Source organism: Serratia sp. 14-2641 (genome assembly GCF_001692375.1).
GTDB classification, from domain to species: domain Bacteria; phylum Pseudomonadota; class Gammaproteobacteria; order Enterobacterales; family Enterobacteriaceae; genus Chania; species Chania fonticola_C.
Genome location: NZ_LXKR01000022.1, coordinates 122,595 through 131,261, shown reverse-complemented (window position 1 = coordinate 131,261; position 8,667 = coordinate 122,595). Strand labels below are relative to the sequence as shown.

At 52.2% G+C, this 8,667-nt stretch carries 7 protein-coding genes and 1 pseudogene; 1 reads left to right on the top strand and 7 read right to left on the bottom strand.

Translation table 11 applies throughout. From position 1 onward, the window contains the following. Positions 1-162 precede the first annotated feature (162 nt). Both A6U95_RS09945 and A6U95_RS09940 read right to left on the bottom strand, forming a co-directional pair. A complete protein-coding gene (locus A6U95_RS09945) occupies positions 163-1,680 on the bottom strand; it encodes a HAMP domain-containing sensor histidine kinase (protein ID WP_065684352.1) in 1,518 nt (505 codons plus the stop codon). An 11-nt stretch (positions 1,681-1,691) separates the two neighbouring features. Then, on the bottom strand, positions 1,692-3,023 hold the full coding sequence (locus tag A6U95_RS09940; RefSeq protein ID WP_065684351.1) for a VWA domain-containing protein: 1,332 nt from the start codon (positions 3,021-3,023) through the stop codon (positions 1,692-1,694). Positions 3,024-3,360: 337 nt separating this feature from the next. On the opposite strand from A6U95_RS09940, the gene A6U95_RS09935 reads away from it, so the two are divergent. After that, positions 3,361-4,005, top strand: a complete 645-nt coding sequence (locus A6U95_RS09935) for an acyl-homoserine-lactone synthase (RefSeq protein WP_024530880.1) — start codon at positions 3,361-3,363, stop codon at positions 4,003-4,005. Here A6U95_RS09935 and A6U95_RS09930 read toward each other — a convergent pair whose 3' ends face one another. The 5 genes and pseudogenes from A6U95_RS09930 to A6U95_RS09915 all read right to left on the bottom strand — a co-directional run bounded on the left by A6U95_RS09930 (position 4,006) and on the right by A6U95_RS09915 (position 8,666). After that, entirely contained in the window at positions 4,006-4,722 is a 717-nt protein-coding gene (locus A6U95_RS09930; protein WP_021179139.1) for a LuxR family transcriptional regulator, read from the bottom strand. Between the two features lie 329 nt (positions 4,723-5,051). Beyond that, a pseudogene (locus A6U95_RS30650) lies at positions 5,052-5,198 on the bottom strand (carbonic anhydrase); the annotation flags it as partial. A gap of 1,952 nt (positions 5,199-7,150) precedes the next feature. After that, the gene (locus A6U95_RS09925; RefSeq protein WP_065684350.1) at positions 7,151-7,684 is read right to left on the bottom strand and encodes a fimbrial protein; all 534 of its coding nucleotides are present in this window, start codon (positions 7,682-7,684) and stop codon (positions 7,151-7,153) included. After that, positions 7,681-8,166 (bottom strand): fimbrial protein, encoded by a 486-nt coding sequence (locus A6U95_RS09920; protein WP_065684349.1) that lies wholly within the window; start codon positions 8,164-8,166, stop codon positions 7,681-7,683. Before A6U95_RS09920 ends, A6U95_RS09925 begins: the two co-directional genes overlap by 4 nt. Further along, positions 8,163-8,666 carry a fimbrial protein gene (locus A6U95_RS09915; protein WP_065684348.1) on the bottom strand — a complete coding sequence of 168 codons (504 nt, stop codon included), beginning with the start codon at positions 8,664-8,666 and terminating at the stop codon, positions 8,163-8,165. Before A6U95_RS09915 ends, A6U95_RS09920 begins: the two co-directional genes overlap by 4 nt. Position 8,667 lies beyond the last annotated feature (1 nt).

Below are 8,667 nucleotides of genomic sequence, written 5' to 3'. Positions count from 1 at the left end.
GATCGACCTGAGAAATAGGTCGATCATCATGGGTAAAGGATGTTAAAAAGTGTTCACCATGTCCTTGAACACCTGTCTACCATGTCCCCGGTCTGTACACTCCCACAGGGAGAGGGAGCTGGTACGGTGCCGGAATCAGGTGCAGTAGCCCGTTTGTTGTCGTCAGTTATTCGATGGTATTGCGCGCGCCAGCCGCAAGGTGAAGCGCACCCCAGGCGACTGCGGTGCAACCAGGATCTCCCCGCCCAGGCTGTGCGCCAGCTGCTGAGCAATCGTCAGGCCAATGCCGGTGCCCGAAACGCCCTCGGTAATGCCTGACTTCACCCGGTAAAAGGGCAGGAAAATCATCCTGAGCTCTTTCTCGGCGATACCGGCACCATAATCCCGCACGTGAATATCGACATGATCTGCACTGCACGCCACCAGCATATCGACCTGTTTACCGGCCGTGGCGTACTTCTCTGCGTTGCTCAGCAGGTTATTGATAATCTGCGTCAGGCGATCGATATCACTCTGCACCACCACGCTTTCGCCTAACGAGAGTGAGATCGCCATCCCCTTGGCCTGATATGACGGAGTGAAAGTCTGCGCAATCTTCATCAGCAGCGGGTTGAGATCGATAGGCTGAAAGTGCAGCTTCGGTTCACGGGTAAAACTCAAAATGTTCTGGATCAGGCGCGATAAACGCTGGCTCTCGCCGATAATCACGTCCAGATAGCGCAATCCTTCATCGTGCTGTTCGTCCAGCTCCTCTTTCAGCAACTCGGCATACAGCGTGATATTGGTCAGCGGCGTTTTCAGCTCGTGGGACACCTGGCTGACAAAACCCACCTGCTGGCGCGCCAGCCGTGCTGTCTGGGTGTATTCCCGGTAAAGGCGGAAAATGATCAAACCCATGATGGCCAACATTAGCAGGATAAACGCCCCGCCCCACAGGTAGACCGCCGTAGTGCTGACCGCTTTGCCGTAATAACTCACCTGCCAGCCGGTAAGTGGATAAGGCAGGCTTTGCTCGGCTAGGGGTTGCAGGTTTCCCAGGATGACGTATGGGTTGCTTTGGTACAGCAGGCGTCCGTTCTCTACCAGCACCAGCGTGTCGCTGCCAAAATCGACGTTGACCGTATTAATCACGTCCGACAGCAGTTTGATATAAGGAACACGAAATCCGACAGTATCGCTGCCGATAGTGCGCCAGTAGATCAACAGCGGCTCCTGCACCTCGCCGGTGATATACCAGCCGGATTGTGGGACAGCCATTTCGCTTTTTACGCTGTGGCCGTAAAGCAAGGAAGGATCGTTCACCAGCGGCGTGATGGCCTGAACCCAGGCGAGTTCTTTTTGGCTCTGCGGGCCGTTTTCGTTGGGGTACAACAACCGATTTTTCTGCAGGACAAACACGCCATCAATGTCGTGATCTTTCTCGACCAGCTCCTTGAGCGCCTGTTCGTTGGGTTGAATGTAGTCGGTGATCGCGTCCAGCCGCGTCGCTTTCTGCCGCAGAATATCCATAACGCTGTCGCTGGCCTGAACGGCGCGCGTTTGTGCCATGGTCTGGGATTGGTAATGGCGTAGCAACACTTCGTGCTCGAGGGTGCGCACTCCCAGATAGGCGATCAGGCTGAAGATCGCCACGGTGATGATGATAAAAACCGTTAAACTTCTGGAAGTACGCTGGCTCATTTGGCTCCCTGCTACTGGTTCTTCTGGGTTTTGATGTTGTAGTTCTGTTCTTTCACTGCCTTACGGGTCGATTCCTTGCTGTCGCTCTCCATTTTACCCATCAGGTCTTTGTTCTTCTGCGCGCTAGCTTCGGCTTTTTGTCTGGCTGGGGCGGCACTGACGGGTAGGCTTTCCAAGGCTGCCGCATTAGCGCTAAATACCTGCTTAGCCTCTTCCATTTTGCCTGCATCCATCAGCTCTACCGCGCGCTCATTTTCAATCGCTGCCTTCTGAATGGCCGAATCCACCAACACCTCATCAACCTGCGCGGCGCTCACGTCCTTAGCGGACTGGCTATAACGCACCGCCACCTTTTCATTGAAGGTATCGACCTGCTTGGTACTCAGGTTGGCGTAACGCACGTTAACATCGGCCAGCGGTTTGCTCTGGGCGTTGCTGCCCTTGGCCGGGATCACTTCCAGCAGAACATATTTTTCCTGATTGGAATACAGCTGGTTCAGTTTTACGGTGACCGTATTGCCGCTGATGCTGCCATCACGCCCCAGCAGGCGAACCGGCGTAACCTTATCGGCGGTTTTGATCACCACCACCACATCCTGTGCCACCACGGACATGGCGTCGTTAAACTCGTGGGCGAAGGTCTTTTCCAAATCGCTGGATTGCTCAACAAAGGCATGGTTGCCATCGCTATAGCCAGCAATGGTGGTCATCAGATCTTCGTTATAACCATCACCAATGCCGATGGTGGTAATGGCGATACCTTTCTTGGCCGCCAGTTTAGCCAGCTCGGCTAGCTCACTGTTGGAGGTTGGCCCAACGTTGGCCTGCCCGTCGGAAAGTAGAACAATGCGATTAACCTGCTCTTTATCCAGATGCTTGCTCACCTGATCGATGCCCTTGCTCACCCCGGCAAACAGCGCCGTCATCCCACGCGGTTCAATACTTTTGTTAATTTTATTAATCAGTTCTTTGGTATCTTTGACCTTGGTCGCCGGGATCACCACCTCAACCCCGGAGTCATAGGCAACGACCGAAAGCGTGTCATTACCGTTAAGCATGTTAACAGCGGCGATCGCCGCCTTTCTGGCGTTTTCGATGCGATCGCCACTCATTGAGGTGGAGCGATCGATGACCAGTGCCAGATTGATCGGGCTGCGTTTTTCCTGCGGCAGCGGATAGCCCACCAACGAGATTTTCAGGTAGTTTTTATCCTGGGTATTTTCCAACACCACGGGCGAGGCAACTTCAGACTTGACGACGACCTTGGGGGCCGCCGGGGCTGCGCTAGCACTCCAGGGCAGCACAGACAGGGTGAATAACGCAAAAATACATTTCAGATCCATGGTGAAGCTCCTTGTCAAAAGAATCGCATCCATTCTTGCCCGTCTCGGCCAGCGAGTTGTCTGTTATCTGTATAAAGATGTAAAAAATGGGTAAAAGTTGCCGGTGCTTGCAGATCCCTCCGTTTCGCATGCGCTAAAAAACATATCACTTTTAAGCCCGGAGTGCCGCCTAAAACACCTTTCCCAGCACCAGCTAAAAACCAGTTAATTCCTATAATAAGGTTACGTAAATCTATTAAAAAGCATTATCATTCCTCTGTACCGGCATGCTCTTAATGAAACTTCACTGATGTTACCGGATGAACTTATCTCTATATATTCATTCACAGGTGACATTATGTTTAATATTTACAGCGTTAACTATGCTTCAATGAGCAATGAGAAATCTGAAGATCTTTTTATGTTAAGAAAAAATACTTTTAAAGACAGACTGCAATGGGCAGTCGACTGTTCGGATGGCAAGGAGGTCGATCAGTTTGACAATGACAAGACCAACTATATTTTTGGCGTGGAGAACGGCATGATTATATGCGGAACCAGGATGATAGATATGAAATACAATAATATGTTGAACAGTACATTTTCCTCATTCTTTAACAATGTCAACATTCCAGAAGGCAACTACATTGAATCCACACGTTTCTTCGTGGATAAAGAAAGAACCCACTCGCTGTTAGGCCGTAAGTTCCCTGTTACTATGGCTTTGTTTCTCTCACTGATTAACTATGCGCGGCAACATCACTATGATGGCATTCTTGCCGTCGCCAGCCATCCGATGATGCATATCATCAGAACCTCGGGCTGGAATGTCACCGTGTTGGAAACCGGTGTTTCCGAGAAAGATGAGCCGGTCTATCTGTTGCTCGGCCATGTCGATTCTGAGAGCCAGAGGAAGCTAAAAGCCAAGATATTCAGCAAGCACAGCGCAGCGGACGAAACCAGGTTGAACGACTGGCCGCTGGCGGCTGAGCCTTCTTTGTAATCAACTAACCGGTTTAATCAGTTGAAGTTCCACACCTAGACGTATTGCATGCCGGGCATTTGCGACTCCCAGCTTTTTGACGATGTTGGACATATGAAACTTGACCGTACGCGTAGTGATCCCCAGGATCATCCCCGTCTCCTGATAGGTTTTGCCCACGCTGGCCCAGTAGAGGATTTCGTTTTCCCGTTCGGTAAATTGGGCGCTTTTTTCCGAACGAGAGGCGTTTTTTTCCGACAGCGAATTCAGGGTTAGGTAGATCTCATGCACTGACGCCAGTAAAACAGAAATATCACCTTTATTCTTGATCAGCGTTTGGGTTAATTCCGCTCTGGTTTCAGGAGCAAGAATAAAAGATAACGTGACCAGGTTATTATTATAATCATGCAATACAAACGTATAGCCGTTATTCAGCCCAAATTTCCTGGCCCGCTCGAAGAGTTCGGAAAAATGAAAACCTCCGCCCGTCATCAGATTTTCATCCCAGGAAAAAGGCGTTAGCCGGTTTAGCGCGGTGATCACCACCGGATCGGTATACTGTAAACCATTGGCTTTATAATGCTCTACCCATTCCCCCGGATAGTTGGTTACCCCAAAGATACAGGACATATCTTTTTTCGATAACACCACATACGCCCAGATGAATTCCCCGAGATCGTTTAATGTCGCTTCGAGGTGCGTTTTAATAATGTTACTAATATGTTCTTCGTTTTCCATTAACGACCTACCCCCGATTGCTTAAATAATTTCTACCTTGCCGAATATAGCAGATAAGGACGCCAGGCAGAAGGCTCCGAGTTTTCTGTCCCCTACCCCTTTCAGGAGCTGTGCTACTCATAGCCAGGCAGCCCGTCCAGAGAGTCGCTCATAACAGCTGGCATGCTCAGCACGCCATCCAACACTGTGATAACACTGCAGATAACATCGGCTATACGACAGAACGAAACGTAGGAGCAAAGCCTGAACGAGGCGTATGAATAGATCTACCCCTAAAAAAATCCACGTCGGAACGTGGATTCAGTTTCATAACCAAGGGCAAGCATCTTTTACTCGAAGTAGACCTCGGGGTTATCCGCCAGCGAAACGAAATTCTTGATATTTTTATCCAGCGTGCGGATCTCACCACTTTCGATGTTGTACACCCAGCCGTGCAGGCACAGGGAGTTGTCGCGCAGACCAACGGCAACGATGGGTGAGTCAAAGACATAGCTATCGAGTGCCAGTGATCCACGTCCGTGGTAAACAAGTATGAACTATTATCGCAATGGCCCGCGTTGGGATGATTACTCCAAATAGGTTAATCGGGGCAGACATGCTGGCCACTAGTGTCATTAAATTTCAGGGTACTGTGATAAACGTGGAACCACTGTACGTCCCAGCCGTTTCAGCTAAATCATCGATCGTACTCCAGAGACTGTCGTTGGCGACAGGGTCGACAATTGTAGTTATGCGTTTACCCGTCTGGGTGCCAGCATTAATTGTAGATCGGAGTTCCCACGGAGTTGCACAGAAGTATTCTGTACATGGAAAGTCACGCTGGCTGTCCTGTTACATTGTACAACCAGTTTGCCATCCGTTTCCGATTTGGTGCGACCAATTGTCGATGCATGATGAACTAATGCGCCCGGCGCGTCCATAAGACAGTCAGCATTGGGGCAGACGCACAGATTGACCGTATTGTTACGAGCGTCCTATCAGACACACCGATATGTCAACAGAAACCAGTCGAACCATGTTTGCATCTGGGGTAATCCGCCCAATAAGGGAAACTGGTGATGTGTTAGAGCCCAGTTCGAACGCATTTAGAGTATGTATCTCCCAGTTAGTCCATCACTTGCTGAGGTGTCTATTGTCGGACTACAAGTCATAATACAGGGTGAGGTTAGGCTGCCCGATTTACACCCCAGGATGTCACGGTACGGGCGACGTGGGGGAGTCTCCCCACGTTCAGGGTGACATTGTTCAGTCATGTTTCGGTTTAGTACGTCAATCCCATGACGCAGTCAGCACCGTACTCCCGCTGTATAGTCCGGGAGACTCAGAGTATCCTTCGATAACACTAATGAGGCTGATCGTCACGGCGGATACAACAGTCCCCTGCCACCGCATGTTACCTTCGGCCCCGACATATAGTTTCGAAGGTAGGATTTGTTGTCCACTTAACAGTTGGACCGTGGAGTTATTGGGCTGTAGTGACACTGATGTTGTGCCCGTACAATTGATAACAGCAGATCCGTTGGATAGAGAACGAACAGGACCAGCGGTCCGGGGTTGATGCCTAATGTCTTCGGTCACGCGTAGGTCACACATGACAGGTGATTGTACAGTGTCACAACTGAACGTACCCGTACCGAAGGTTCGGCCATGTGGGGGTGTGACTGAAATGGTGATCCCACAGTAATGTGGCTGATTCGACGGGAACAGTAATGGGACCCGTTGGCCCTTGTATGACGCCGCTAGCGCAACGAGGAAGCCTTTGTAGTCGATGCCATCAAAATGTACGCCACGGCAGGTCCCTTTGTCTGTAGTAGCAGGGGGGGGATCAGGAATCCATGTGTCTGTGTGTAGATACCATGCGCCTCCAGGTATCGGGTATTGCCCAGTGTTTATCATAATGGAACACGATCCTATTGGTTGCTGGAATCCAGGGAAATATACGCCGGGTGTATATGAGATGTCAGTCACAGTGACGGCAGACGGCGGTGGGTCGGCGTAGCCTGGGGTCACCTTGGAATCATAAGCCAGCGAGGCAACAGGGTTGAGGAGGATGATCGCAAGTAGAATTTTCACGGTTGTAATCCATCTGTATTGAATAGTCGTCGGGAGAATCAGTGCCGCAGCATGCCGTTCGCCCATCTGTTCCACCGTACGTCATACGCCTGCACCCGTGCGTCACAGTCTGCTGTTGACAGTCCCCGCCGCCTGGCCTGCTCGTAAAGCCGCAGGCGCTGTATACGATAATTTTCTAATGCGCGGGGCGCTATGGCGGTTCCCTCAGGGGTAAACCACACGCCCAGCCAGTCAAAGCCTTGTTCAATTCTTCCCAATTGGGTTTTATCCGGGTGCGTTTCAAAGCCCGCCAGATTGAAATAATGGTGCAGTTGCTTAACACAGCGCCGCTGCTGCCAGCCGGTCGGATGCCGCCTTACTCATATTCCAGTCTAAAGGTGGCAATGGCGCTAAACGGCCCGCGCGCTATTCGCCGCTGGGCAATCGCCTCTGGCTCCCCCTGCACATAGGCCAGCACCGTCAGGGTGTTATTGCCAGCAACCAGCCGGTATCCCTCACCGGCCTTGTTCAACGGTAAAGGTTGACCGCCCTGGGTTTCCATACCGATCGCGATGCCGGAGGCCTTGCTGCCGCCATCAATCGCCAGCAACCCCTTAAGGCTCGGGTTTTCCGTGCCGCTGAAGGTCACCTTGACCGTTTTCCCCAGGCTCAGATCGCACTCCCCCAGGCGAATATCGAACGCCTGCCCGTGGGTGCGTTCATTGGCGTACAGGTATTTGTCGATCACCGTGCCAAAATCCAGGCGCACGTTCTCGTCCCCCGGCGCAATCACGCAGGGTTCGGCGACCAGTGCACCATGCAGGCGAACGTTGTCGGCCTGCACCTGCCCGCTAAACGCCAGAACCCCGGCGATCAGCACTGCATTAAGCTGTTGCTCACATCCGTTCATTGGTAAACCGCCTTCAGGGTGGCCGTGGCCTCGAACGCCCCTTCTTTTAACGTCGATCCTGGCCGCTTCACCGGCACCACTTCCAGTTGTGGCGGGTTAGTCGGGTTGATGGCTATCGGCTTGTTCAGCTCGAAGGGAACGCCGTTTTGCCTGATCTGGATCGCCAGATCGGTGATATTGGTGATGACGCCCGCCTTGTCGTAAGTCGCCACTTTTCCGGCGATTTCCAGCGTCATCCGCCAGGCATTGGCATCGGGAACGCAGCTAATCTGGTAATTCATCGGCTGCAAATAGTTCACCCCATCCACCTTTTTAACCCCGACCCGGTTACCGAAATCGACATCAACATTGCCACCGTTATTAATGGTACAAGCCGGGGGCTCAACCAGGGTGCCGTAGAACTTCATGTTCTCCGCCGCCAGCCCTGGGGTGCTCAGAGCTCCGCAGGCCAGCAGCAAGACCATGCCTGAATAACCTTTCATCGGTATTCCACCTTCATCGTCGCGCCAGCGGAAAACGCCCCGCCGCTCAGCCTGGCACCGCTGCGCTTCACCGGCACCGCCTCAAGCGTTGGCTGATCAGGATAAGTAAAATTCAACCAACCGTTGATCGGCAGCCGCTTGCCGTTGTTCAGCAGCGCAATGCCAAAATCCGTCTTGTTGGTTTTCAATACCCCGGCGTCAAACGCCGCCCCCTGACCATCAATCCGCATCCGCACCGCATTTGACGCGCCACCCTGGCATTTCAGCGTGTAGTTGATCGGCATTTTTTTGTACTCGCCGTCCACACGGGTGGTCATCACGTCGTTGCCGAAGTTCACTTCAATCAGCTTGTTGTCGTTGACGTCACATGGCGGTGCCGTCAACGTGATTTTGACGGTCACCGTGGCGGTAGCCGTTTTCGCCAAGGCCGGGAAACATCCGCCCCAGGCCATCAGTGCCAGGCACGCCGCAGACAACGCTGGCCCCAGCCTGCATAACATC